Annotated in this window: 25 protein-coding genes; 10 read left to right on the forward strand and 15 right to left on the reverse strand. The window is 64.2% G+C overall.

What is annotated here, in order from left to right; all coding sequences use genetic code 11:
- Positions 1-11 precede the first annotated feature (11 nt).
- A complete protein-coding gene (gene kynA, locus PCE31106_RS12475) occupies positions 12-980 on the forward strand; it encodes a tryptophan 2,3-dioxygenase (RefSeq protein WP_150563459.1) in 969 nt (322 codons plus the stop codon).
- A gap of 409 nt (positions 981-1,389) precedes the next feature.
- On the opposite strand, the gene PCE31106_RS12480 is transcribed toward kynA, so the two are convergent.
- A complete protein-coding gene (locus PCE31106_RS12480) occupies positions 1,390-2,238 on the reverse strand; it encodes an IclR family transcriptional regulator (protein WP_254441006.1) in 849 nt (282 codons plus the stop codon).
- Positions 2,239-2,469: 231 nt separating this feature from the next.
- Between PCE31106_RS12480 and PCE31106_RS12485 the strand changes: the two genes are divergently transcribed.
- The gene (locus PCE31106_RS12485; RefSeq protein ID WP_017231665.1) at positions 2,470-3,663 is read left to right on the forward strand and encodes an acyl-CoA dehydrogenase; all 1,194 of its coding nucleotides are present in this window, start codon (positions 2,470-2,472) and stop codon (positions 3,661-3,663) included.
- Positions 3,664-3,921: 258 nt separating this feature from the next.
- On the opposite strand, the gene PCE31106_RS12490 is transcribed toward PCE31106_RS12485, so the two are convergent.
- Positions 3,922-4,560 carry a peroxiredoxin gene (locus PCE31106_RS12490; protein ID WP_150563460.1) on the reverse strand — a complete coding sequence of 213 codons (639 nt, stop codon included), beginning with the start codon at positions 4,558-4,560 and terminating at the stop codon, positions 3,922-3,924.
- A 205-nt stretch (positions 4,561-4,765) separates the two neighbouring features.
- Here PCE31106_RS12490 and PCE31106_RS12495 point away from each other — a divergent pair, with 205 nt between their 5' ends.
- The 3 genes from PCE31106_RS12495 to PCE31106_RS12505 all read left to right on the forward strand — a co-directional run bounded on the left by PCE31106_RS12495 (position 4,766) and on the right by PCE31106_RS12505 (position 6,085).
- Positions 4,766-5,074: an ElaB/YgaM/YqjD family protein gene (locus PCE31106_RS12495; RefSeq protein ID WP_026131540.1), complete on the forward strand. Its 309-nt coding sequence runs from the start codon at positions 4,766-4,768 to the stop codon at positions 5,072-5,074.
- A gap of 95 nt (positions 5,075-5,169) precedes the next feature.
- On the forward strand, positions 5,170-5,553 hold the full coding sequence (locus PCE31106_RS12500) for a phage holin family protein (protein ID WP_017231662.1): 384 nt from the start codon (positions 5,170-5,172) through the stop codon (positions 5,551-5,553).
- A 13-nt stretch (positions 5,554-5,566) separates the two neighbouring features.
- Complete coding sequence (locus tag PCE31106_RS12505; protein WP_174975144.1) at positions 5,567-6,085, forward strand: DUF3318 domain-containing protein; 519 nt, start codon at positions 5,567-5,569, stop codon at positions 6,083-6,085.
- Between the two features lie 100 nt (positions 6,086-6,185).
- Here PCE31106_RS12505 and PCE31106_RS12510 read toward each other — a convergent pair whose 3' ends face one another.
- The 7 genes from PCE31106_RS12510 to PCE31106_RS12540 all read right to left on the reverse strand — a co-directional run bounded on the left by PCE31106_RS12510 (position 6,186) and on the right by PCE31106_RS12540 (position 15,444).
- On the reverse strand, positions 6,186-6,713 hold the full coding sequence (locus PCE31106_RS12510; RefSeq protein ID WP_174975146.1) for a GspH/FimT family protein: 528 nt from the start codon (positions 6,711-6,713) through the stop codon (positions 6,186-6,188).
- Positions 6,703-7,356 (reverse strand): pilus assembly protein, encoded by a 654-nt coding sequence (locus PCE31106_RS12515; RefSeq protein ID WP_150563463.1) that lies wholly within the window; start codon positions 7,354-7,356, stop codon positions 6,703-6,705. The genes PCE31106_RS12510 and PCE31106_RS12515 overlap by 11 nt, the downstream gene beginning before the upstream one ends.
- On the reverse strand, positions 7,335-8,288 hold the full coding sequence (locus tag PCE31106_RS24005; protein ID WP_174975148.1) for a PilW family protein: 954 nt from the start codon (positions 8,286-8,288) through the stop codon (positions 7,335-7,337). Before PCE31106_RS24005 ends, PCE31106_RS12515 begins: the two co-directional genes overlap by 22 nt.
- A gap of 682 nt (positions 8,289-8,970) precedes the next feature.
- Entirely contained in the window at positions 8,971-9,228 is a 258-nt protein-coding gene (locus tag PCE31106_RS12525) for an acyl-CoA-binding protein (protein WP_150563465.1), read from the reverse strand.
- A gap of 315 nt (positions 9,229-9,543) precedes the next feature.
- Entirely contained in the window at positions 9,544-11,034 is a 1,491-nt protein-coding gene (gene adeC / locus PCE31106_RS12530; protein ID WP_150563466.1) for an AdeC/AdeK/OprM family multidrug efflux complex outer membrane factor, read from the reverse strand.
- 3 nt (positions 11,035-11,037) lie between these two features.
- On the reverse strand, positions 11,038-14,217 hold the full coding sequence (locus PCE31106_RS12535) for an efflux RND transporter permease subunit (RefSeq protein ID WP_150563467.1): 3,180 nt from the start codon (positions 14,215-14,217) through the stop codon (positions 11,038-11,040).
- Positions 14,218-14,232: 15 nt separating this feature from the next.
- Positions 14,233-15,444, reverse strand: a complete 1,212-nt coding sequence (locus PCE31106_RS12540; RefSeq protein ID WP_026131539.1) for an efflux RND transporter periplasmic adaptor subunit — start codon at positions 15,442-15,444, stop codon at positions 14,233-14,235.
- Positions 15,445-15,928: 484 nt separating this feature from the next.
- On the opposite strand from PCE31106_RS12540, the gene PCE31106_RS12545 reads away from it, so the two are divergent.
- The 4 genes from PCE31106_RS12545 (at position 15,929) to modC (ending at position 19,551) form a co-directional block, all read left to right on the forward strand.
- Positions 15,929-16,591, forward strand: coding sequence for a TetR family transcriptional regulator (locus tag PCE31106_RS12545; RefSeq protein WP_026131538.1), 663 nt, complete (start codon positions 15,929-15,931; stop codon positions 16,589-16,591).
- Positions 16,592-16,912: 321 nt separating this feature from the next.
- Positions 16,913-17,737: a molybdate ABC transporter substrate-binding protein gene (gene modA / locus PCE31106_RS12550; RefSeq protein ID WP_254441007.1), complete on the forward strand. Its 825-nt coding sequence runs from the start codon at positions 16,913-16,915 to the stop codon at positions 17,735-17,737.
- 19 nt (positions 17,738-17,756) lie between these two features.
- Complete coding sequence (modB, locus tag PCE31106_RS12555) at positions 17,757-18,455, forward strand: molybdate ABC transporter permease subunit (protein WP_017231650.1); 699 nt, start codon at positions 17,757-17,759, stop codon at positions 18,453-18,455.
- Positions 18,445-19,551 (forward strand): molybdenum ABC transporter ATP-binding protein, encoded by a 1,107-nt coding sequence (gene modC / locus PCE31106_RS12560; RefSeq protein ID WP_150563468.1) that lies wholly within the window; start codon positions 18,445-18,447, stop codon positions 19,549-19,551. Before modB ends, modC begins: the two co-directional genes overlap by 11 nt.
- A 113-nt stretch (positions 19,552-19,664) precedes the next feature.
- Here modC and PCE31106_RS12565 read toward each other — a convergent pair whose 3' ends face one another.
- From PCE31106_RS12565 to PCE31106_RS12585, 5 genes are all read right to left on the reverse strand, one after another.
- Positions 19,665-19,940, reverse strand: a complete 276-nt coding sequence (locus tag PCE31106_RS12565) for a pentapeptide MXKDX repeat protein (RefSeq protein ID WP_150563469.1) — start codon at positions 19,938-19,940, stop codon at positions 19,665-19,667.
- Between the two features lie 81 nt (positions 19,941-20,021).
- Positions 20,022-20,750 carry a molybdopterin-dependent oxidoreductase gene (locus PCE31106_RS12570; RefSeq protein WP_437343812.1) on the reverse strand — a complete coding sequence of 243 codons (729 nt, stop codon included), beginning with the start codon at positions 20,748-20,750 and terminating at the stop codon, positions 20,022-20,024.
- Between the two features lie 119 nt (positions 20,751-20,869).
- Positions 20,870-21,505: a cytochrome b/b6 domain-containing protein gene (locus tag PCE31106_RS12575; protein WP_150563470.1), complete on the reverse strand. Its 636-nt coding sequence runs from the start codon at positions 21,503-21,505 to the stop codon at positions 20,870-20,872.
- 109 nt (positions 21,506-21,614) lie between these two features.
- Positions 21,615-22,139, reverse strand: a complete 525-nt coding sequence (locus tag PCE31106_RS24540; RefSeq protein ID WP_150563471.1) for a winged helix-turn-helix domain-containing protein — start codon at positions 22,137-22,139, stop codon at positions 21,615-21,617.
- Positions 22,129-22,746: an SRPBCC family protein gene (locus tag PCE31106_RS12585; protein ID WP_150563472.1), complete on the reverse strand. Its 618-nt coding sequence runs from the start codon at positions 22,744-22,746 to the stop codon at positions 22,129-22,131. Before PCE31106_RS12585 ends, PCE31106_RS24540 begins: the two co-directional genes overlap by 11 nt.
- A gap of 302 nt (positions 22,747-23,048) precedes the next feature.
- On the opposite strand from PCE31106_RS12585, the gene PCE31106_RS12590 reads away from it, so the two are divergent.
- The gene (locus PCE31106_RS12590; protein ID WP_150563473.1) at positions 23,049-24,068 is read left to right on the forward strand and encodes an XdhC family protein; all 1,020 of its coding nucleotides are present in this window, start codon (positions 23,049-23,051) and stop codon (positions 24,066-24,068) included.
- A gap of 159 nt (positions 24,069-24,227) precedes the next feature.
- Here the strand turns inward: PCE31106_RS12590 and PCE31106_RS12595 are convergent, their stop codons facing one another.
- A complete protein-coding gene (locus tag PCE31106_RS12595; protein ID WP_254441009.1) occupies positions 24,228-24,671 on the reverse strand; it encodes a carboxypeptidase regulatory-like domain-containing protein in 444 nt (147 codons plus the stop codon).
- Positions 24,672-24,738 lie beyond the last annotated feature (67 nt).

The raw sequence follows: 24,738 nt of genomic DNA on the forward strand, positions 1-24,738 counted from the left end.
GAGTCATAAGCATGAGCAAGACCCCTTCCTGCGCGCCCGACCCGCAGAACATCCCGCCCCAGACGACGCCCGCATCGGGCGGGTGCCCGTTCGGCCATCAAGGCCCGGACGACGCAACGCCGGACGCATCGTCCGCACCGGCGGATGCGCCGACCGATGCCACGCAATGGCATGAGGCGAAGCTCGATTTTTCGAAGAGCATGAGCTACGGCGACTACCTGTCGCTCGATCCAATTCTGAACGCACAGCATCCGCGCTCGACCGACCACAACGAGATGCTGTTCATCATCCAGCATCAGACGAGCGAGTTGTGGATGAAGCTTGCCCTCTACGAGTTGCAGGCGGCCCGTACGGCGGTGCACAACGACGACCTGCCCCCCGCGTTCAAAATGCTCGCCCGCGTGTCGCGCATTCTCGAGCAACTCGTGCAGGCGTGGAGCGTTCTCGCGACGATGACACCGTCGGAGTATTCGTCGATGCGCCCGTCGCTGGGCAGCTCATCGGGCTTTCAGTCGTATCAGTACCGCATTCTGGAATTCATGCTGGGCAACAAGAATGCGGCGATGTTGAAGCCCCATTCGCATCGCCCCGATGTCTTCGCGCAGGTGCAGGCCGCGCTGGGCGCCCCTTCGTTCTACGACGAGGTGGTGCGCCTTCTGGCACGGCGCGGATTTGCCATTGCCCCTGAACGCCTGGAGCGCGACTGGACGACGCCGACGCCGCACGATGCCACCGTCGAGGCCGCATGGCTCGAGGTATATCGCAACCCATCGCAACACTGGGAACTGTACGAGATGGCCGAGGAACTGGTCGATCTCGAAGACGCGTTCCGGCAATGGCGCTTCCGCCACGTCACGACGGTCGAGCGCATCATCGGCTTCAAACAAGGCACCGGTGGTACCAATGGCGCCCCCTACTTGCGCAAGATGCTCGATGTCGTACTGTTCCCCGAGCTTTGGCATGTGCGAACGTTGCTGTGAGTTTTTTTTCAGTGCGCTGATGACACCCATCGCATAGATTCGCACGCAGCCCAGTCACATGCCCAGGGCTGCGGCGCTTGCCCGTCCCCTGACTCCGCTCCAATGCCGGTTAAGTCGCTACGTCAGGGGACGGACAATCACCGCCATCGTGCGCCCCTACGTTCCCCCCTACTCGTTCCTGCTTCTACCTGCTCGTTCCGACTCGTCTCTGTTCGTCTCTGCTGTGGTTACTGCGGTCGTCCTGGCTTTGTTGGCCGGATCATGTGGGTGGGTGTCGTCGCATCGAAGGCGGTTGCGAATCGGGTTGGGGGCCGCCCGCGGTGCGACTTAACCGACAATGGAGTGCCGCGGGCGGCCCCCAACCCGATGGACCACCGCCGTTTGCCGGTTTTTGCCGACTTACACCGACTTACACCTGCCCACTGAGGCGCGCGGCGAGTTGCTTCAATCGAGGTGCGATCTCCTCGCGGAAGACCGCATCCGGAATCGATGACGACGGGCCGCTGCAACTGATCGCGAGCCATCGGTTCTGTCTCACGTCGCGCAACGGGACCGCGACCGCGTTCACCCCTTCATGCCAATCGCGAAACGAATAGCAACACCCCTCGCGCCGGTACGTCTCGATGCCCTTGTCGACGCCCAACTGCAGCGCGTCCCAACCGACATTGCGCAGCGCCGTCGGATTCGCGTCATAGGCATCGTGCAGATCGGCCAGTAACGTCTCCCGCTCGACAGGCGTCATGGCCGCCAGGTAGACGCGCCCCATCGAACTCGTCAACATCGACAAGCGTGATCCTGCCGTCAGGCCCAGCGTGAGATGCGCCGAATCGCTGCGGATGGTCTCGAGATACATCATGTCGATACCCTCCCGGCAACCAAGCGAAATGGAACACCCCATTTCCTTGGCCAGCGCGCGCATGTGCGGACGTGCCAGCGTCAGCATGTCGGTGCCGTTCAGGAAGGCATATCCCAGCGCCAGCACGCCGGCGTCGAGCGCGTACTTGCCCAGATCGGCGTCGTAACGCAAATAGCCCAATTCAGTGAGCGTGTAGGCCAGCCGGCTGACGGTCGCCTTCGGCAGCCCGGTGCGTGCAGCGAAGTCGCGATTGCCCAACAGGACATCGTCAGGTCCAAAGGCACGCAACAGCTCAAGACCACGTGCCAGCGCCGTGACGAACTTGCGCTCGTCATGTGACGGCGGCACACCATGCGCCGGCGCACCGGCAAAGGCAGACAGGGACGTTTTGACCACAACCATCGCGCGCTCCGCAGCAAAAAGGGGCGACCCGCACAACAAGTGACCGTTGCCGAGCCAAAAATTTTAGTGTTAAACTAACTTCAGTTTTGGAACATTGTTCCGCATTGCGGAACTTTAGTCAAGTCGGAGCACGTCATGGGTTCGGGTGGCCGCAAGGTCCGCCGGCCGATCAGGCGGGGCCGACGAGAATTGTGTCAGCGCATTTTTCGAGAACATCGGAGGAGATAGGTCATGGCAGGCAATGCACAGTTTCAATGGGAAGATCCGCTGTTGCTCGATGCGCAGCTCACCAGCGAGGAGCGCATGATTCGCGACGCGGCAGCCGCCTACGCGAACGACAAGCTCGCACCGCGCGTGCTCGAGGCGTTTCGTCACGAGCGCACCGACGCGGCCATCTTCCGCGAGATGGGCGAGATCGGCCTGCTCGGCCCGACGATTCCTGAAGCCTACGGTGGCCCGGGCTTGAACTACGTGGCCTACGGTCTGATTGCGCGTGAAGTCGAACGCGTGGATTCGGGCTATCGCTCGATGATGTCGGTGCAGTCGTCGCTCGTCATGGTGCCGATCTTCGAATTCGGCAGCGAAGCGCAGAAGCAGAAGTACCTGCCGAAGCTGGTCAGCGGCGAATGGATCGGCTGCTTTGGCCTGACGGAACCCAACCACGGTTCCGACCCCGCCGGCATGACCACGCGCGCCAAGAAGGTCGCCGGTGGCTATGAGTTGAGCGGCAGCAAGATGTGGATCACCAACTCACCGATCGCTGACGTCTTCGTCGTCTGGGGCAAGCTCGCCGACGAGAGTGGCGAGGAGAAGATTCGCGGCTTTATTCTGGAAAAGGGCTGGAAGGGTCTCTCCGCCCCGGCGATTCACGGCAAGGTCGGTCTGCGGGCGTCGATCACCGGTGAGATCGTGATGGACCAGGTGTTCGTGCCCGAAGAGAATCTGATGCCGGGCGTCTCTGGCCTGAAGGGCCCGTTCACCTGCCTGAACTCGGCCCGCTACGGCATCGCCTGGGGTGCGCTGGGTGCCGCCGAATTCTGCTGGCACACGGCACGCCAGTATGTGCTCGACCGTCAGCAGTTCGGTCGCCCGCTCGCCGCCAATCAGTTGATCCAGAAGAAACTGGCCGACATGCAGACGGAAATTACGTTGGGTCTGCAAGGCTGCCTGCGCCTGGGGCGCATGAAGGACGAGGGCACCGCCGCCGTCGAGATCACGTCGATCATGAAGCGCAACTCGTGCGGCAAGGCCCTTGATGTTGCCCGTCTCGCGCGCGACATGCTCGGGGGCAACGGCATCTCCGATGAGTTCGGCATCGCCCGCCATCTGGTGAACCTCGAAGTAGTCAACACCTACGAAGGCACACACGACATTCACGCCCTGATCCTCGGGCGCGCACAGACCGGCATCCAGGCGTTCTTCTGATTGTCGTCGCATCGCATCCAATCGATCGATTCGATCGATTGGATGGGTTCGATACCCTACACCGCGCGTCGCTCGCGCGGCGTAGGGCACTTGTCTGGTACGCGTCGTTTCTCAGGCCGCAAGTCGCGGGCCGTCAATCCCCCGGGCGACGGCGCGTACCAAACAACAATGCCAGCGCTCTCGCGCTGGCATTTTCCGTTTCAGCGTCCGTCGAACAACGTCGACATTCGTCGACAGCATTCCGACATGCAAGCCGGATTACTTGTTCGGCTGCGGCGTGAGACGCAGGTAGGGACGCACGACCTTGTAGCCCTTCGGGAATTTCTCCTTCAGCACGGCTTCGTCCTTGATCGACGGGACGATCACGACGTCTTCGCCATCTTTCCAGTTACCCGGCGTCGCCACCGAGTAGTTATCGGTCAGTTGCAGCGAATCGATCACGCGCAGGATTTCGTCGAAGTTGCGCCCCGTGCTGGCCGGATACGTAATGGTCAGGCGCACCTTCTTTTTCGGATCGATCACGAACAGCGAGCGAACGGTCACGGTTTCGCTGGCGTTCGGATGGATCATGTCATAGAGCTGCGACACCTTGCGATTGCCGTCGGCCAGGATCGGGAAGTTGACCGTCGTGTGCTGCGTTTCGTTAATGTCGTTGATCCAGCCTTTGTGCGACTCGGCATCGTCCACCGACAATGCGATGGCCTTTACGTTGCGCTTTTCGAACTCACCCTTGAGTTTGGCGGTCAGACCGAGCTCGGTCGTGCACACCGGCGTGTAATCGGCCGGGTGCGAGAAGAGCACCCCCCAGCTGTCGCCGAGAAATTCGTGGAACTTGATTTTGCCAACCGACGAGTCTTGCTCGAAATCGGGGGCAATGTCACCCAAACGCAATGTCATTTACAGTCTCCTTGAGATCCGTCAACTCAGTGGGGTAAAGACTAAAGGATGCTAACCTTTGCCAGAACGAATAAAAAATTTGGTGCAAATAATTATTCGAAATATAAGGCGGTTGGGACGTTGTTTTCTGGCAACGACGCATTGAACGCGTTACGATGTGACTCATATCCCTCTCGCATTTTCCTCCCAAAATCGGGTAACGACCATGTCGCAAGTCCCTACCAACAAGGAGAAGTTCATGACCGATATCAAATCCGTATTGGCCGACGCCGAAGATCTGCTCAAGCAAGCCGCCAACACGACCGGTGAGCGTGCCTCCGAACTGAGCGACAAGGCCCTGGCGCTGCTCAAGCAGGCCAAGGAAAAAGCCTCCGACGTGCAGGTTGTCGTCGTGGAGAAGAGCAAGCAGGCGGCGCGCGTGACCGACGACTACGTTCACGACCATCCGTGGCAAGCCGTGGGCATTGCCGCCGGCATCGGCGTGGTGATCGGCCTCCTGCTCAACCGTAAGTAAGTTACGCCGACGCAAGTCACTTCCTCGCCTACTCTGCCCAAGGCGGAGCCCACCTGACCGGCGCGACGGGTCAGGGGGGCCGCCAAGCCCACCCCATGACCGACAATGATCGCACGACCCCGCCGCGGCCTTCGCTGCGGCGCCTCGCCGGTGCGTTGCTCGAGATCGTACAGTCGCGCATCGAACTGATCGGCATCGAGTTGACCGAGGAGAAGGAGCGCCTGATGGGCGTGGCTTTCCTCGGCCTGGCCGCGATGCTCTTCGGCGTGCTCGCTCTGGTGTCGCTCACCGCGCTGGTGATCGTGATTTTCTGGGACACCTACCGTCTTCAGGCCATGACCGGCATCTTTGCCGTGTATCTGGTGCTGGCGGGGTGGTGCGCCGTGCGTGCGCGCAACATTCTGCGCGATGCGCCGATGCCGTTCGAGGCCACGCTGGCCGAGTTCGAAAAGGATCGCGACGCGCTGCGTCCGGACTGAAGGAGATCTGCCCGTGCCGCTCGAACCGAACCGCCCTCGCCGCCCGCGACCGTCACGACGCTCGCGCCACGATCTCCTCGCCATTCGCAAGGAGCTGGTGCTCACGCGCATCGCCGTCGAGCGCGCTGAACTGATCCAGGCCGCGCATGTTACGCGCGAGCGTTTGCGCAATTTCCGTTGGGTGCGCTACCTGTTGCCGGGCGGCCTCGCGAAATTCGCCGGGCTTGGGGGCCTCGCGAACTCCGGGCTCAAACTCGGCGATCTGCTCGAGCGCTACCCCCTGGTCAGCTCGGTGGCCTCGCTTGCGCTCACCGGCTTGTCGCATACCCCCGTCGGACGCGTTGTTCGTCGCGGTCTCAAGTGGGGCGGCCTCGGCGTGCTCGCATGGCAAGGCATCAAGCTCTGGCAGGACTCGACGAAGCCGTCAGCGCCGCAAGCCGATGAACCCAACGCGGCACACGCCACTGCCGCGTCCGCCACGAACAGCACGCACGCCAACGAGAACGACGCCGGCATCCCCCCCGTCATGTAATGGGCACGCCCCCTTATGCCTCGGGACATGCCGGCAACACCACTTCTCGACGCCACGCCCGCATGACTGCATGACTGCATGACGGCGCGCGGTCATGGAATCATCGCGGCGCGGCGGCGCACCGACGTGACATGCGGGCGCGGCCATAGGCATTGATCGTGATGCAGATGCGACGCTCGTGCCCCTCGATCCGCACCGTCCCCGAGAGCCATTTGTCGCGCTCGGTTCGTATGAAACCGCTTTCCGCGAACGCCAGCCCTTCCGTGTAGTACAGCGCCCAGTCCGCTTCGATGTGTACTCCCGGTGGCAACGGCGCATGTCGCGCCAGCAATTGATCCCCCGCGTCGAAGCGATGATTCCGATTTTCGTCCACGAACGTCACCCAGCCGCCGCTCAGCGCCCCGCCATCGTGCGGCGCTATCGCCACGCGCCGGTGGCGCGCCAGGGCTTCCGCTCGCGCGGCCTGCATCGACGCCAGGAAGGCGCGCGCCGTGATATCCACCCCCACCCGGCGGCGAACGGCCTCGATGGAAGGCGCGACCGCCAGCAGCGCCACGGCAAGCACCGCCACCGCGACAACACACTCCAGCAGCGTGATGCCCGACATCGCCCGCGGATCATGATGCATCGCAAGACTCACGCTGAGCGCCGTGCGTGGACTTTCCCACGGCATCGTCGTGCCACGTCACCACCTCGCGCCAACTCAATGCGCGCGACGAATACGACGAACGCGAAGCATCCGATCCGCTGCCCCCACTGGGACGAACCGCCTGCTCGCGACGACGAACCTCATAGATCGCCTGCAGGTAGACACGCGTCCCGGGCAAGTCGCCACATCCCATCGCACTGACCCGATAGCGTCGCACCGACGCATCGCGCTTTGCCGCGTCGTCGGTCCAATAGGCGGACAACGCGATTCGCTCGATAAAGTAGCTTGCCTTATGCCGTTTGACGACCGCTCCACTGCCACCCCACTCGACTGTCCGCCATCGCGGCACGCGTTTTGGATACCAGACGTCGCCCCGATGGCTCGCCGCCAGCACCCCATTTGGCCCGGCGTCGAACGCCGACATGCTCGCGATCTCCGCGGCCTGTGCGCCGTCGGTAAGCCAGTCGCGCGCCTCGGCAAGTGCCTTGTCGGCTGCGGCAAACGCCCCGACACGATCGTTCGTGTACGCGACGAAACGGTTCGCCAATTGGCGATGCTGCATGCCGGAGGCGGCCAGTGCCATCAGGGCGGCCAACCACATCACAATGAAGACGCCAACCATTCGGCCTCCGCCCCCACGCCACCGTCGTTGCGACGATAGGCCACCGCATTGAACACATGTAAATGGACGTCGCCAGCGTTGCCCAGTCGCTTGAACTCACGACCGCCGGTCGCCGCGTCGAACACTTCGATCACGCTCACTGCCCGCGGCTTGCCACCGCGACGCGGCGCCCCGCGCATCACCAACGAAAACGCGACCGCCGCCACATTCTCCCATCCCCGCTCGCCGGCCGGCGGGCGCGCGGGTCGGTTCCGCATCCGCGTGCCCGGCGCGACCCAACGCAAGCCCCCGGCCCCTCGGTCACGCAACCCCAATCGGATGTACATGGCCTCCACCCCCATGACCAGCACTTCCGGGCGGCGCAGATCGGTCGCCGTCGCCTGACGCTCACCGTAGCGGCAGTAAAGCGAGGGAATCGCGTCTTCTCCCTTGTCCACATAGAAGATGCTGAGTTGACGTTCGTCCAGCCGTCCCGTGGCTTTCACACGGTACCCGCCGCAATTGTGCACAGCCCCATTGCCCAGCAAAAAGCCCGCCCCGTGAAATTGCACCTCCAGCAGCGCGCTGCCCTGCCATCCGAACCGCGAACAGTTGTCGGCCGTGAGCGCACACTCGGCGCCGACACGCAGCGACGGCCAGTCTCTCACCCCTTGCCCGGGCAATCGGATCGCGCCTTCCATCGGGTCCCAGTTTCGATATCCGGCCATACCAACGGCACGCGTGAGCTGCGTCAGCGCGAAGATGGCGCGCTCGTTGACGTCGTATCGCTCAGCCTGCACTCGCCACAAGCGAATGCCCGCGAGATAGATCGCCGTCGCCGCCATGACGACCAGCAAGCCCAGCGGCATGGCCAGTACCACCTCGAGCAACGTGAAGCCAGTCATGCGACGTTTGCGCCAGCCATCGCCCCAGTCGCCGCGCGGCGCGCTCATGGTTGACCGAGAGCGAGCCACGCATCGCCCGCCGCTGGGGGTCGCGACAGTGCCGCCCCCCGGGCTGGCAAGGCCATCATCGTCACGTTCGGCGTCGATGCGAGTTCGGCAGATGACATTCCCCCGGCGGCCTGCCATCGTGCAAAGCCCTGCGCACCGGCCGTCAGCGCCAGCACGGCAAACATGACGTCGAGCAGTGTCGCGCCCCGTGCCAACGCCCTGCGCCGCACACCGCACTGCGGCCGCCCCGTCAACGGCGCCTGCCTCGGTGGCACCGAGGCGGGCGGTGTCCAGGGCTGCACTCCCCGCCGCCGGCTTCGGCCCGCGTCGAGCAGCGGCATACCGTGACCTCGCCGTGAGCGCGTCCGGGCGCGATGGGTCAACGCATCGCGAAGCGTATGCCGGTCGGTCAAGCGCATGGGGTGTCGGCGATCCTGTCTCATGGTTCGATACCTCGTCTCGTTGATGACGCGTCCATCGTCGCGCACGGTCGACGAAACGCCAATCGGACACCGCCGCAAAACCCGCCCCGTCATGCGCCACCTCACTGCTCATACGCAACGCATGTCCGCCATCACGCAAACGCCCATAAAAAAACGGCGACCGAAGTCGCCGTCTGTTGGCGCGTCGTACCGAGGGGACTCGACGCCGCTTCATCGCGTCATTGCCGCCCCCGGCAACCTTATCCCTTCAGCTCATCGACAAGTGCGACGTATGCCTCCTGCGCCTCTTCTTTCGACTTGCCCTTGAGCATCTCCCAGGCGTCGAACTTGGCACGCCCGACGAAATCCGTGATGCCGGGACGCGCACCGGACACGTCGCCTTCCGTGCCTTGTTTGAAGAGCGCGTAGATCCGCAGCAACGTGAAATTGTCGGGGCGCTCGGGCAGCGCCTTGGATTGGGCTACGGCCTCGTCGAAGCGCGTTTGAAGTTCGCTCATGGTGTCTCTCCCTGGAAAAACTGTCAGCTTATAAGTGCCCCGCGCGTCGCGTCGGCAACGTCATGCAAACGCTCGCGTCGACGCTCGGGGTGTTGCGAATACAACGCGAACTAGGATATCGACGAAGCGGTATGCCAGGTAGGGGCGAGCGTAGAACCCAGCGTCTAAACCTCTCGGGAACTGAGCTTGTTTACCGCGAAACACGACGCCCGAACGTAAAACGCCCGGCGTATTGCCGGGCGTCTCGATCGTCAAACCTTGCACCGTCGCGAGACACTTGCGCCGATCACGCCGCGCGCCTGCCTCGCGACACGATCACGATGCGGGTGCCGCCGGTGCCGATGCCACCCCGGCGCTGGCCGGAGCGGTGTGCTCCTCCCAACCGCCCCCGAGCGCCTTGTACAGCGTAACGAGGTTGGTCCAGCGCGACAGACGCGTCGCGATCAGTGTCTGCTGCGCCGCATACAGCGAGCGTTGCGAGACGAGCGCGTTCAGGTAACTATCCACGCCATTGCGATACCGCAGGTCCGAGAGCTTGTAGCTCTCGTCGCTCGCCTTGACGAGTGACTCCTGCGCGGCGATCTGATCGTCGAGCGTGCCGCGTGCGGCCAGCCCGTCGGACACTTCGCGGAACGCCGTCTGAATCGCCTTCTCGTAGTTGGCGATCTCGATGCGCTTTTTCACCTTGGCCAGATCGAGATTGGCCAGATTCTGCCCGCCCGCGAAAATCGGCAGCGTGATGGTCGGTGCAAACGACCATGCGCCCTGCCCGCCCTTAAAGAGATTACCCAGCGACGCGCTCGCCGTCCCCGCGCTCGCCGTGAGCGAGATCGACGGGAAGAACGCGGCACGCGCCGCGCCGATGTTCGCGTTGGCGCCCTTGAGCGTGTGCTCGGCCGCCGTCACGTCAGGGCGACGCAGCAGCAAATCGGACGGCAGCCCCGCGGGGAGATCGGTGAGCAGGCCTTGCCCGTCGAGCGGACGCCCCGGCGGTAAGTCCGCCGGTAACGGCTGACCAATGAGCAGCGCGAGCGCATTCTCGTCCTGCGCGACCTGGCGCGTGTACTGCGCCAGATTCGCCCGTGCCGCATCGACCGGCGTTTGCGCCTGACGCAGATCGAGCCCCGAGGCGGTCCCCACGTCGAAGCTACGCTTGGTCAGCTGATACGACGACTCCTGGCTTTTGAGCGTGTCGGCCGTCAGTTTGAGCAGATCCTGATCGGCCAACCAGGTGAGGTAGGCCGTCGCCACTTCCGAGATCAGCGTGATGTGGGCCGTCTTGGCCGTGTCCTCGCTGGCCAGATACGTCTCCAATGCCTGATCCTTCAGGCTCTGGATACGACCGAACAGATCGAGTTCGTACGACGTAAAGCCTACGCCCACCTGGTAGCTGCGGCTGATGCTGGCCCGCCCGGAGGACGTCAGGTCCCCCGGCGTGCGCTGAACCGACCCCTGCCCCGCCACCCCCACCGAGGGCAGCAACGCGGAACGCTGGATCTGATACTGCGCACGTGCGGCTTCCACGTTGAGCATCGAGACGCGCAGATCGCGGTTGTTCTGCAGCGCGATCTCAATCAACTTCTGCAGGCGGGGATCGGTAAAGAAATCGCGCCAGCCCAGATCGGCCGCCGCCACGCTACTGCTGCCCGCGGTGCCGTTCTGGTTTGCCGCGCCCGGCGTCTTGTAGGCCGGGCCACTGGGGAACGTCGTGGCGACCGGCGCCTCGGGCCGCTCATAATGCGGCGCCAGGGTGCAGCCTGCCAGGGACGCTGCCGCCAAGGCAATCGACAATGCTTTGTGCTTCATAGCTCAGTTTCCTTCCTTGGCGGGGCCTTCGGTGGCGTCCGGATTCGGCTTGCGCGCTTCCGGATGCTCCACGGTGTCCAGGTCTTCATGCGCGAAGCGCTTGCGCACCAGCACGAAGAAGACGGGCACGTAGTAGATCGCAAGGAACGTCGCCGCCAGCATACCGCCGATCACGCCCGTCCCGATCGCGTGCTGCGAAGCCGAGCCCGCGCCGTTGGAGATCGCCAGCGGCAACACGCCGAGCACGAACGCCATTGACGTCATCAGAATCGGTCGCAGACGCAGACGCACCGCCTCCATCGTCGCTTCCATCAGGGTGCGGCCCTGCTCCTGGAGGTCCTTGGCGAATTCCACGATCAGAATCGCGTTCTTCGCCGACAGCCCCACCGTGGTCAGCAGTCCCACCTGGAAGTATACGTCGTTGGACAAGCCACGCAGGGTCGCGGCGAGCAACGCCCCCAACACCCCCAAGGGCACCACCAGAATCACCGAGAACGGAATCGACCAGCTCTCGTACAACGCCGCCAGACACAGGAACACGATCAGGATGGAGATGGCGTAGAGCGCCGGCGCCTGCGAGCCGGAGATGCGCTCTTCGAACGACAGCCCCGTCCACTCCAGACCGATACCCGTCGGGAGTTGCTTCGCAATTTCCTCGATCGCCTTCATGGCGTCGCCCGACGACTTGCCCGGTGCCGGCATGCCCTGAATTTCCACGGCAGGCACCCCGTTGTAGCGCTCCAGACGCGGCGAGCCGTAAATCCACTGCCCCGTGGCGAAGGCCGAGAACGGCACCATGGCCCCGCTCGAATTGCGGACGTAAAGTTTGTTGATGTCCTGCGGCAGCATGCGATCCTTCGCTTCCGCCATCACGTACACCTTCTTCACACGACCGCGATCGATAAAGTCGTTCACGTACGACGAGCCCCACGACGCCGAGAGCGTGTTGTACACGTCGGCAATCGACAATCCCAGCGCCGCGGCCTTTTCTTCGTCGACGTCCACCTTGTACTGCGGCGTATCGTCGAGCCCGTTCGGACGCATGTTCGCAAGGTTCGGGTTCTTCGCCGCCATGCCCAGCAACTGATTACGGGCGGCCATGAGCGCGTCGTGGCCGAGACCCGCGCGATCCTGCAACTCGAAGTCGATACCGCCTGCGTTACCGAGTTCCGGCACCGACGGCGGGTTGATCGCGAAGACCATCGCGTCCTTCATGCCGGCGAACGCCCGGTACGCCCGTGCGATGACCGACTGCACCTTGAGATCGGCCGACTGACGCTCATCCCACGGCTTCATCATCGTGAACGCGAGACCCACGTTCTGACCGCGGCCGTTGAAGCCGAAGCCCGTCACCGTGAAGATCGAACGCACGGCGTCCTTTTCATTCTCCAGATAGTGCTTCTCGACCTGCTTCATCACGTCGAGCGTACGCTCCTGCGTCGCGCCCGGCGGCAATTGCACGAGGTTGAAGAAGTAGCCCTGGTCTTCGTCAGGCAAGAACGCGGTCGGCATGCGCACGAACAGGAAGCCCACGACGGCCACGATCACCACGTAGACGATCAGGAACGGCGTGCTGCGCTTGAGAATGCGCTCCACCTGGCTCTGGTACTTTTTCGAGCTGTTGTCGAACGTGCGGTTGAACCAGCCGAAGAAGCCGCGCTTCTCATGCACTTCGCCCTTCTTGATGGGCTTGAGAATCGTGGCGCACATCGCCGGCGTGAGCACGATGGCCACGAGCACCGACAGCGCCATGGCCGCCACGATGGTCAGCGAGAACTGGCGATAGATGGCGCCGGTCGAGCCGCCGAAGAACGCCATCGGCACGAACACCGCGGAGAGCACGAGCGCCACCCCCACCAGCGCACCGACGATCTGGCCCATGGCCTTCTTCGTCGCTTCCTTCGGACTCAGCCCCTCTTCGGACATCACCCGCTCGACGTTTTCCACCACCACGATCGCATCGTCCACCAACAAACCGATGGCGAGCACCAGCCCGAACATCGACAGCGTGTTGATGGAGAAACCCGCCGCGCCCATGATGCCGAACGTACCGAGCAACACCACCGGCACGGCAATCGTCGGAATGATCGTCGCCCGCAGGTTCTGCAGGAACAGATACATCACGAGGAACACGAGCACGATACCTTCGATGAGGGTCTTGATCACTTCCTCGATCGAGATCTTCACGAACGGCGTGGTGTCGTACGGGAAGTCGGCCTTCATGCCCGTCGGGAAGTACTGTGCGAGGTCCGCCACCTTCTGCTTGACCGCCGTGGCCGTTTGCAGCGCGTTGGCGCCCGTGGCCAGCGTGACCGCGAGACCCGCCGCCGGCTTGCCGTTATAGCGCGCGACCACCTGGTACGATTCACCGCCCAGCTCGACGCGGGCGACATCGCCCAGACGCACTTGCGAGCCGTCCTTGTTGACCTTGAGCAGGATCTTGCGGAACTGCTCCGGCGTCTGCAAGCGGCTCTGCGCCATCACCGTGGCGTTGAGCTGCTGGCCCTTCACCGCCGGCGCGCCGCCCAGCTCGCCCGCCGAGACCTGCACGTTCTGCGCCTGGATGGCGCTCGAGACGTCGAGGATCGTCAGGTTGTAGCCGTTGAGCTTCTGCGGATCGACCCACACACGCATGGCGTACTGCGCACCGAAGAGCTGGACCTGACCGACGCCGTTCACACGGCTGATCGGATCCTGCACGTTGGCGGCCAGATAGTTCGCGAGGTCGATGTCGGTCAGTTTGCCGTCATCGGAATACGCGCCGATCACCAGCAGGAAGTTCTTGGTCGCCTTGGCGACCTTGATGCCCTGCTGCTGAACCTGCTGCGGAAGCAGCGGCGTGGCGAGCTGCAGCTTGTTCTGCACCTGCACCTGCGCGATGTCCGGATTCGTGCCTTGCGCGAAGGTCAGCGTGATCTGAGCGGTACCCGAGCCGTCGGAGGTCGACGACATGTACTCGAGGTTGTCGATACCGTTCATCTGCTGCTCGATCACCTGCGTGACCGTATCCTGCACGGTCTGTGCGGAAGCGCCCGGATAAACGGCAGTGATCTGAACGGACGGCGGGGCGATCGGCGGGTACTGCGAAACCGGCAGCTTCAGGATCGAAAGCGCACCGGCCAGCATAATGACGATCGCGATCACCCAAGCAAAGATCGGGCGATCGATAAAAAACTTTGCCATGAAAGAGGCTCCGCGTTATTGAGCTTTGGCGCCCGAGGCGGGGGCGGCCGCTGCCGGTGCACTGGCACCTGCAGGCGCCTCAGCCCCCGGCAACTGCGCCGGAACCGCCTTCGCCGGTGCGCCCGGGCGCACCTTTTGAAGACCCGACACGATCACCTGATCGCCGGCGGCCAGACCCGCACTCACCAGCCACATGTTGCCGATCGCGCGATCGGTGACAAGCTGACGCAACTCGACCTTGCCTTCCTTGTTCACGATCAGTGCCGTCGGCTGGCCCTTCTGATCACGCGTGACCCCCTGCTGCGGCACGAGCAGACCGCCCTCCTTCACGCCTTCCTGCAGCTTCGCGTGCACGAACATGCCGGGCAACAACTCGCGGTTCGGGTTCGGGAAGATGGCACGCACGGTCACCGAGCCGGTCGTCTGATCGACGGTAATGTCGGAGAACTGCAGCTTGCCTTCGAGCGGGTACGTCGTGCCGTCTTCCAGGGTCAGTTCCACCTTGGCGGCGTTCTTGCCCGCGCTTTGCAACTTGCCCTCGGCCAGCGCACGACGCAGGCGCAACCCTTGCGCCGCCGATTGCGTCACGTCCACATACATCGGATCGATCTGCTGAACGGTCGTCATCAGCGTGGCAGCCCCTGCCTGCACGTAGGCGCCTTCCGTGACCTGCGACAACCCTGTGCGGCCCGAAATCGGCGCCGGCACGTCGGTGTAGCCGAGGTTGATCTTCGCCGTGTCGACGGCCGCCTTGCCGGCCTGCACTTCGGCGTCGGCTTGCAGCGATGCGGCAACGGCGTTGTCGTAGTCCTGCTTGGACACCGCCTCGACGGCCACGAGTTGCTTGTAGCGATCGGCCAGCAGTTTCGTCGACGCCTGATTCGCCACGGCCTTCGCCAGCGTTGCCTTGGCGTTTTCATACGCGGCCTGATACGTGGCCGGATCGATCTTGTACAGACGCTGGCCCGCCTTGACGTCACCGCCTTCGGTGAAATCGCGCTTGAGCACGATGCCGTCGACGCGCGCGCGAACATCGGCCACGCGGAAGGGCGAGGTGCGTCCGGGCAGGTCGGTCGTCAGCGTTACGTTCTGGGATTGCAGCGTCACGACGCCGACTTCCGGCACCATGGCCTGCGGCGGCGGCGGCTTCTTGCCGCATGCTGCCAAGGCCAACACCGCGAGTGCGACGGCAGTGACCATCCCCAGTGAACTTCTCTTGACGTGCATATACGCCCCCGATAAATGGAATGCGGTCAAACAAAATGACAAGTACGTTGCGTACGATTGCGGCGGCAAAGGCCCGTCCGCAATCCCGTCGCGCAGAGGCGGGTCGGAAGTGCCTGAGGCCCGGAATGCGGGCCCCCGGAGACAGGCCCGGAAGGCGGCCAAGAAGACGTCCCCGGCGCGGCGAACCGCGCGCGCTGGCACTCATGTGAGATCGTCGAACAGGCTCCGGGGCCCCGGCAGGTGAGCAGACGAATCCTGCCCTAAACCGCGCGGCCCGCCCCGGTCAATTCGCTCCCTGGGATCAGTGAGGTGTTTCCCTTAGACGAAGGAGCTTAAATGTTCCCTGTGCAATAGAGCAAGCGGCTGCTATTATAGATACATTCATGAATGTATGTAAATCATATTGCGTCGCATCAATGTGCGGCGCTCGTTACGTTTCATTCCACTGCATTTCGCAAATTTCCGCCGCCCCTGTGACACGACGATGGCCCGCAGAACCAAAGAGGAAGCGATCGAGACCCGCAATCTGTTGCTAGACACCGCCGAGACGGTGTTTGCGCAGAAAGGGGTATCGCGTACGTCGCTCGCCGACATCGCCGAGGCCGCCGGCCTGACCCGCGGCGCCATTTATTGGCACTTCAAGAACAAGATCGATCTGTTCAACGCCATGACGGATCGCATCCGTCTGCCGATGGAACGCATGATCGACGAGGAATGCACGGAGCCCCAGGACGGTGACCCGATGGCGCGTATGCACGAGATCTGCAAGCTCGTGCTCAGGGAGACGGCGCGTAATGAGCGCCGCCGTCGCGTGCTCGACATTCTGTTTCACAAGTGCGAATACACCAACGAGATGCTGTCGGTGCTCGAACGTCAGCGCGAAGCGTGCGCCGACGGCAAGCAGCGCATCATGCGAGATATGGAACGCGCGATCGAGCGCGGTCAACTCCCCCAGGCGCTCGACACGCGCCGCGCAGCGATCATGTTGCACGCGCTCGTGGTCGGCATGATGTCGGACTGGCTCTTCCTGCCCGACTACGACCTCGGCGTGGAGTGCGATGCCGTGGTCGACGGCTTCTTCGACATGCTGCGCACGAGCCCCGCGATGTTGCGCGCCGGCAGCGAGCCGCCGCCGAGCGCCGCCTGACGAACGTCTACGCACCTCTAGGCGCGCTTACACGCCCTTACGCAGCCTTACGCCCCCCCCATACGTGCCTTTGCGCGCCTGTGTGTGCCTTTTGCCCGCCCCAAAGGTCTCTCGCGCGCCCTACGAGTGTCATCTGAGCACCGTGATACGGCGTATACCTGTACAGCGTCGCAGCGTTATATATAATCCTACATAACGCGTTGCGCACCTTGCGCGACCAGTGGTCCGGCCTCGCTGCCGGACTGCATTCATGAGCCGGCTCACGGCGACATTCGCCGAATACCGAGTCAGCCGAGCCAACCTAAGCTGGAGACCACGTTCGTGAAAGCTGTCGTTACTGTCGTAATCGCTCGCCGCAAGTCCCACGCTCCGTACAAAGCCGCCACGATGTTGCACCGCGCACTGGGCGTCGCCATCGTTGGCGCAAGCCTGTTGTTTGCCGGCCACGCGGCGGCTCAGCAAGTGTATGCTGCCGCCAGTATGAAAAACGCGCTCGACGATGTCTCGGCTGCCTACACAAAGGAAACCGGCAAGACACCGGTGCTCGTCTACGGCGCCAGCTCGACGTTGGCTCGTCAAATCGAGAAAGGCGCCCCTGCCGATGTATTCATTTCGGCCGACCAGGACTGGATGGACTACGCGCAGAAGCACGATCTGATCGACACGAGCACGCGTCACAACTTGCTCGGCAACGCGCTCGTGCTGATCGCTCCGGCCGCGACCACGGGCAACGTCGATCTGACGCCGGGCGCCACCGACCTCGACACCAGGCTCGGCAGCGGCAAGCTCGCGATGGGCGACCCCGCGCACGTACCGGCGGGTCTCTATGGCAAGGCTGCACTCGAGAAGCTCGGTCTCTGGCCGAAGGTGCAAGGCAAGGTCGCGGCCGCCGATAACGTGCGTAACGCGCTGTTGCTGGTCGCACGTGGCGAAGCGCCCTACGGCATCGTCTACAAGACCGACGCCAACGCCGAGAAGCGCGTGCGCATCGCCGGCACGTTCCCGGCCGACAGCCATGCCCCGATCGTCTACCCGGTGGCGGTGACGAAGCAGGCCAACCGCGCCGACGCGGATCCGTTCTACCGATTCCTGCAAACGCCGGCCGCCCAGGCCACGTTCCAGCGCTTCGGCTTCACCCGCCCGTGAATTCGCCCGCCCATCCTTCATGAATCTCACCCCGCAAGAATGGGGCATCGTTGAACTGAGCCTGCGCGTCGGCCTGTGGGGCACGCTGTGCAGCCTGCCCCTCGCCTACGCGGCTGCCTGGCTGCTCGCACGCCGGCAGTTCCCCGGCAAAGCGCTGCTCGATGCCCTGCTGCATTTGCCGCTCGTGCTGCCGCCGGTGGTCGTCGGCTTCGCGCTGCTCGTGCTGTTCGGCACACAGGGCGCCATCGGCAAGCTGCTGCACGAATGGTTTCATTTCACCTTCGCGTTTCGCTGGACAGGCGCGGCGCTGGCCGCGGGCGTGATGGGATTCCCGCTGCTCGTGCGCGCCATCCGACAAGCGCTCGACGCGGCCGACACAAAACTCGAACAGGCAGCACAGACGCTTGGCGCAGGCCCTTGGCTCACCTTTCTGACGGTGACCTTGCCGCTCACCGCGACCGGCGCATTGCACGGCTTCGTGCTCGCGTTTGCGCGCGCACTGGGCGAGTTCGGCGCAACGATCACGTTCGTCTCGAACATTCCCGGACAAACGCAGACGCTGCCGCTGGCGATCTACACGGCCACGCAGGTGCCCGACGGCGACGCCATGGTCTGGCGCCTGTGCGCTATCTCGGTCGTGCTGGCGGTCGCCACACTGATCGGCTCCGAGGTGCTGATCCGCTTCGGCCACCGCAAGGCGCTCGGTCATGACGGTTGAAGTGCGACTCCAGCATCGCTTCGGCGATTTCTCACTCGATGCCGAGTTCGCCGCGGGCATGGGCGTGACGGCGCTGTTCGGGCCATCGGGCAGCGGCAAGAGCACGGTCGTCAATGCCGTGTCCGGCCTGCTCAAGCCCGATGCCGGTCGCATCGTCGTCGGCAACGACGTCTTGTTCGACAGCACCGCGGACGTCGCGCTGCCGACATGGCGCCGGCGCATCGGCTACGTGTTTCAGGACGCGCGCCTGTTGCCGCATCTGACCGTGCGTCAGAATCTGCTGTTCGGCCGCTGGATGCGACGCCGCGATGTCGCCGCCGCCGGTACCGGTGCGATTGCGCTTGCGCACGTGGTCGACGTGCTGAATCTGGGGCACTTGCTGGACCGTCGCCCAGGCGCGCTCTCCGGTGGCGAGAAGCAGCGTGTGGGGATTGGCCGTGCGCTGCTGTCGTGCCCCCGCCTGCTGCTCATGGATGAGCCACTCGCCTCGCTCGACCACGCGCGGCGTCTCGAAGTTCTCGACTACCTCAATCGCATCCGTCACGAGTTGGCGCTGCCGGTGCTCTACGTCACCCATTCGCTCGACGAAGTGATGCGACTGGCCGATCAGGTCGTGTTGTTCAAGGACGGCCGCACGATCTCTCAAGGGGCGCCGGCCGACGTGCTCAATCTGCATCGCGACGCGCTCGACAGCACCGCGGAGTCCCCGGGTACCGTGCTGGAGACACGCATCGTCGCGCATGATGCCCGCTACGGCCTGACCGAGCTGGCCGTGAACGGCAGCGACACGGTTCGGCTGCGTGTTCCGCGCGCCAGCGGCGAGGCGGGCGACGCCTGCCGGATTCTCGTGCGCGAGCGCGACGTCGCCATCGCCACGTCGCCGCCGCTCGACATCAGCGTGCTGAACGTGCTGGCCGCACGCGTGGCGACGCTGCGCGACCTGGGCGATTCGGTGGAAGTCGGCGCCACACTGCTCGGCGACAAGGCCGGGACCGTGCTGCGCGCCCGCATCACACGCTTCTCTGCCGACCAATTGCATCTGGCGCCGGGCCGCGAGGTGTACCTGCTCATCAAATCAGTCGCCCTGACGCGCTGATGCGCCCAAGCTTGGCAATGACGCGGCGCAATCGTCGCGCCAAAACGACGCAAGGCGTCGCCACGTACATTCGGGGCGACGCCTTGTCGGCTTGTCGTGCTACGCCAGTTGGCTTACTGGGTCTTGCCCATCGCGTCGCCTTTTTCCTTCTTCCCCATGGCATCGGATTTGCTCATCGCACCGCCCTTCGACATGGCGTCGTGCTTGCCCATCGCGTCGCCCTTGGACATCTTCCCGCTCTTGTCCATGTCCTTGCTCATGGCGTCGCCTTTGCTCATCGCGCCGCCCTTGGACATCGCATCGCCTTTGCTCATCGCGTCCTGCGCGAACGCGGCGCCGGTGCCGAGTGCCAATCCCATCGTCATGACCGCCAGATATCGCATTTTCATTGCCGTAGTCCTCAAAGAGTGAGTGAGCCTTGCCGGAGCGTCACGCAAGTGCTCCGTCAATCATGCAGTCGAGCGGTTGCGTCAACTGCCACCGAACCAGTTGTAGCCCTGGTCCTCCCAATACCCGCCCGGATACGTGTTGGTCACGAAAATCGCGCGGATATGCTTGGGATTCTTGTAGCCGAGCTTCGTGGGAATCCGCAGCTTCATCGGAAATCCGTATTCCCTGGGTAGCGTCTGGCCGTCATAGGTCAGCGCGAGCAGCGTCTGCGGATGCAGCGCCGTCGGCATATCGATGCTCGTGTAGTAGTCGTCGGCGCATTTGAAGCCGACGTAGCGTGCCGTGGTGTCCGCGCCGATACGATGCAGAAAGTCGGCGAACGTCACCCCGCCCCAGCGGCCAATGGCGCTCCAGCCTTCCACGCACACGTGACGCGTGATTTGTTCGGCCGCGCGCGGGGCGGAGAAACGGCGCAAGGCGTCAAGCGGCCAAGGGGCCTTGTCCGCGATGAGGCCGGACAACTCCAGTTGGTAATCGCTTTCCTCGACGACGGGCGCCTCGTCCATCGAATAGAACGCGTTGAACGGGAACGGTCGCGTGATGCGCGACGCCGGGAACGTAGGCGCCAGCACATTCTGACGAAACAAGGCGGCCTGCACACGATCGTTCCATCGCGAGATCGTGTCGAGCGCCGACGAGACACCCGCGTTGTCGTCCAGCGAACAGCCCGAGAGCAGCGCCACGCCACCGAGCGACAGCGTACGCGTCAGAAACGCGCGGCGCGAGGGCTCGGCCACGCGGCGCGTCATCAGCGCACGCGCCTCATGGAGAATCGCTTCGCCGTCGCGCACGACCGGTGCGTCGGCAGGCAGGTGGCTGGGCTTTCGATCGAGGGTCATGGCAGCTCCGTGTCTTGTCGTCGGCGCACTCAGCGTCCGGTAATCATCGTGCGCAACGTGCGCGGCACCAGCGCGACCATCACGACATGAATCGCGACGAATGCCACCAGGCCCGCCATCGCGAGAAAATGCACCCAGCGCGCCCCCTGGAATCCGCCGAACAGCGCGCAGAGCCAGCCAAGCTGGACGGGCTTCCAGATCGCGAGTCCCGACGCCACGAGCAGCACGAGGTCGAGCACCGCGAACAGATACGCGATGCGCTGAACCTGGTTGTATTGATGGGGGTCGTCGTGGGCGAGTCGCCCACGCAGTGCGGCGAACGCGTCGCGCACCACACCGCGCAACGTCAACGGAAAGAAGCGGCGCGACAGGCGTCCGCTCGACGCATTGAAGAGCAGATAGACGAGCCCGTTGCCCGCCAGCAGCCACATCGCAGCAAAATGCCACCGCAGCGCACCGCCCAGCCAGCCGCCCAGCGTGAGTTCGTTGGGAAAGCGAAAGCCGAAGATCGGCGACGCGTTGTAGATCCGCCAGCCGCTCGTGACCATCGCGAGGACGGCCAACGCATTCAGCCAATGGGTGACGCGCAGCCAACCCGGCTGGACCGGACCGGTTCGCACGGGGGGCTGTGCGGCCGGCGGCACGGACTTCGTCAAGGGTGACATGGAGACCTCCATCGCTGGGTTTGCGTCGATGGAGCCAGTGTCACGTCAAGACGGTGACGAAGTCCTCACGGAGAAATAACGTTTTCGTGATACTCGGCGAGTCCGGGCCTCAAGGGCGATGCGACGGTACCGATTCGGTCTCCGGGTCATCCGCCGTGCCGCTTCTGAGATACGCGTCGAACGTCGGCACGTGGGCGTCGAGCAGCAGACGGATCTCATTGATGAGCGTGTCGTAATGCGCCGCGAGGTTCTGCGCGAACGGCGTGAGCTGCGCGCCGCCTCCGGCCACACCGCCAATATGCCGGGCGACGAGAGGCTCCCGGAATTCGTGATTCATCGCTTCGACGAGCAGCCACGCACGCCGGTACGACATGCCCATGCGGCGCGCGGCGGCGGAAATCGACCCCGTCGCTTCGATGGCCCGCAGCAACGCCAGGCGCCCGGGCCCGAACACTGGCGTATCGCCATCACGCACGCGCACGCGCACGTCGTAGCCCGCCTCGCCGGCCGGCGCCGGCACTTTCCCCACGGCTTCCAGAGCCTCCAGCGCCGCAACCGTCGCCCGCCGCCTGCGCGCGGGCGAGTCCCCGGCGGGCGCGACTTCCCCCTTGCCTCGACGACGCTCAACTGGCATGGCCGCCCCACAGGAAGACGACGATCAGAATGAGCGCCGCCACGGCCCACGGCCACCAGCGTGCCAGCCTACCGCGCGTGGCCGGCATATCGCGCAACGCGGCATCGGTGGCGAGTGCGGCGGCCACTTCGCCGTCGGCGGCAGTCGGGGGATACGTTGCGGCATGCGGGGCAATGGCCGCCGTCAGCCGCGCGAGGCATTCGTCAACGAGCTTGCGGGCGGCCACCTGCGCCTGGGGCGTGTCCAGATGCGCGGACTCGGCGCCCAGGTGCGTCGTGAGGTCATACGTCAGTAATGTGTGCATCGGTCCTTGCGCTTGCAACGTGATGGTCGCCTTGCCTCGTGTGTGTCCGGCAGCCGAGCCCAGGGCGTCGACATTCAATGTGTAGGATGTCGGCGCCGTGACGTCCGTCACCGTGATCCTGCCCGACCAACGACCGCCCAACGGACCCGAGGCGACGCTCACGACGATCGTCCACGTCGTGTCGTCGAGCCGCTCGATCGACTCGCAGCCTGGGATGCACCCTTGCAGGATGCCCGGGTCGTTCAGCGCGATCCACGCGAGGTCTCGCGCCACCGGCAATTGCCGTCTGTCATGTAGCTCCATTGCCCCCTCCCCAAACGTGATGCGGTCGCTCGTCGGTCACGCGACGTCATCTCGACCTGCGAACTATTGTGACACGAGTTCCCCGCGCCAGATCACCGCCGCGACCGCTCGCCCGCAGTCCGCAGCGCACTGCAGAAGGCTTCGCAAGGTCACGGAAAGGGACGGCAAAGCGCAATATCCCGTGGGATACAGCGCAAGCCAAGGCGCGCTATACTCGGCGCATCACATCGAGCGGTGACATGACGGCGGCCCATGCCTTGGCCGATGCGCTACCGCTCGCGTATTGACCAAGGAACCGTGGGATGGACAGTGTCGATCTGGAAGTGCTGAAGTCCGCCGTACAGTGGACCCGAGCGGGCTTTTTCGTCACGCTGGGCACGGTGGTTCGCACGTGGGGCTCCGCCCCGCGTCCGGTGGGCTCGATGCTCGCGATTCGGGAGGATGGCCATTTGGTCGGCTCCGTGTCGGGCGGTTGCGTCGAGGACGACCTGATCGCCCGGCTGCGCGATGGCGACTGGCCGCAGGATCGCCCGCAACTCACCAGCTACGGCGTGACGGCCGAGGAAGCGCATCGCTTCGGACTGCCCTGCGGCGGCACCTTGCAACTGGTGCTGGAGCCGGTGCGCGACGCCTCGCGCATTCCGGAACTGCTCGACGCCATCTCGCGATTCCGCCTCGTCGTGCGCGAACTCGACATGACCTCCGGTGCGGTGCGCATCGCCCCCGGGCACCATACCCCGCCGCTCGAATTCGACGGCGTGCGCCTCATCACCTCGCACGGCCCGCGCCATCGGCTCGTGGTGATCGGTGCCGGGCAGCTCTCGAAGTACGTTGCGAGCATGGCGTGCGCACTCGACTATCACGTGATCGTTTGCGACCCGCGCAGCGAATACGCAGACGAATGGCACGTGGCCGGCACCGAACTTTCTCGCGAGATGCCGGACGACCTGATCGTGCAGCGTCAACTCGACTCGCACAGCGCTGTTCTTACGCTCACGCACGACCCGAAGCTCGACGACATGGCGTTGCTCGAAGCACTCAAGTCGCCGGCGTTCTACATCGGCGCCATCGGCTCGCGGGTGAACAACGCGCGACGCCGCGAACGGCTGTCGCTGTTCGATCTGAGTTCGGCCGAAATCGAACGGTTGCACGGGCCGGTCGGCATGCATCTGGGTGCGCGCACCCCGGCAGAGATCGCCGTGGCCATTCTCGCCGAGATGACGGCGATCAAAAACGGCATCGCCGTCAAACAAACGTTCGCCGTGCGCGCGACCGACGAGCCCATCGTCGACAACGCCTCGGTGTGCCGCGGCATGGTTTGACCGTCGACGCGTGCCCCGCGCTGACCGCCCGCCACCACTTCCCATTGAACAAAAAAACGCCGCCTTTCGGCGGCGCAACTCGCTCACTCGTTGCTACGGAGTACTACCTGGGTTACCTCGTCTTCCGTGACGCTTTACCCGACACGACCGATCGGCACATCAGTCATGCGGCCACAGAAACGTTACCGCTGCATGCCCCTTCGCGGGCACCTTCACATTCTTCGTCATCGGCTTGCCGTCGTACGTCGCCTTCACGGTGTAACTGCCTTGCGGCAGCTTCACCAGCATGAACGGCCCTTTCGCGCGTGCATCGAGTATCGTCTTGCTACCGTGCATGATCTGCACCTGGGCGTCGGCAATGTACTCGTTCGCGCCATCGCCGCGAGCCGCCATCTCGATGGACAGCGGCCAGTGAGACGCTTCGCGCTTGAAGGCCCCCGATTGATCGCTGTCGATACCGCCCGAGACGTAGGTCACGTCGCCCTGCTGCATCGACGGCGGCAGCATGCCGCCCTGCGCATGCGCCACCGATATGCCAAGCCCTCCGACCAATGCCGCGGCCGTCGCGGCTGCCATCGACCAGCGTTGCCATTGTTGCCCCATGTTCGACCTCCCGTTCATGACATCACGATGCAGGATCGCACCGGTGGCGCGGCAGCCGTGAAGCCAT

It is taken from the genome of Pandoraea cepalis (genome assembly GCF_902459665.1).
GTDB classification, from domain to species: Bacteria; Pseudomonadota; Gammaproteobacteria; order Burkholderiales; family Burkholderiaceae; genus Pandoraea; species Pandoraea cepalis.